Raw genomic sequence first — 689 nt, 5'->3', positions numbered from 1 at the left:
GCTGGTGGTGACGACGTTGATCCCCGCCTCGAGCAGCCTGACGTAGTCCGGGATGGCCAGCGCGTCGCGTTCGGGGCCGCTTGCCGCGTACACCACGCAGTCGGGTTTCAGGGCGATCAGCGCGTCGGCGTCATTGGTGGCTTTCAGGCCGATGGGCTCCCCGTTGGCGAGTTCGCCCGCGTCCCTGCCGACCTTGTCGGGCGAATGCACCCACACGCCAACGAGTTCCAGGTCGGGTCGCCGGCGAATGGCGTCGATCGCGATCTTCCCGACTCCCCCGGTGGACCAGACGACGATGCGCATGAGCACTCTCCTTACTGGTTCGCCAGGGCCTCCCGGCCCGGGCCGGGGCACGCGTGTCGAACCTGAGCGTGTACATCAGCTGCAGGTTAACCTAAGATTTGTTCTTTAGGATAGTGTGCACTTTCTTAGCGATTTAAAGGCAACGGCCGTCTCGCCTTTCGGCACGCGCACTCGAGGAGGAACAGGATGACGACTCATCGCGTAGTGGTCTGGGCGACGGGTGGCATCGGATCGATCGCCATCCGCGCCATTCAACGGCGCCCCAACCTCGACCTGGTCGGCGTGTGGGTGCACTCGCCGGACAAGGACGGCAGGGACGCGGGCGAACTCGCCAACGGGGAGCCCATCGGCCTGAAAGCCACCAATGACGCCGACGCGCTGATCGC

At 65.2% G+C, this 689-nt stretch carries 2 pseudogenes; one reads left to right on the top strand and one right to left on the bottom strand.

Annotated elements, in window-relative coordinates:
• Positions 1 to 303, bottom strand: a pseudogene (locus A9X00_RS15655) (dihydrodipicolinate reductase); the annotation flags it as partial.
• Between the two features lie 186 nt (positions 304 to 489).
• Between A9X00_RS15655 and A9X00_RS15650 the strand changes: the two are divergent.
• Positions 490 to 689, top strand: a pseudogene (locus A9X00_RS15650) (dihydrodipicolinate reductase); the annotation flags it as partial.

This window comes from Mycobacterium sp. 1245805.9 (genome assembly GCF_001672915.1).
GTDB lineage: Bacteria > Actinomycetota > Actinomycetes > Mycobacteriales > Mycobacteriaceae > Mycobacterium.
The sequence above is the reverse complement of the archived record's forward strand: the minus strand, read 5'-3'. Positions and strand labels throughout refer to the sequence as shown.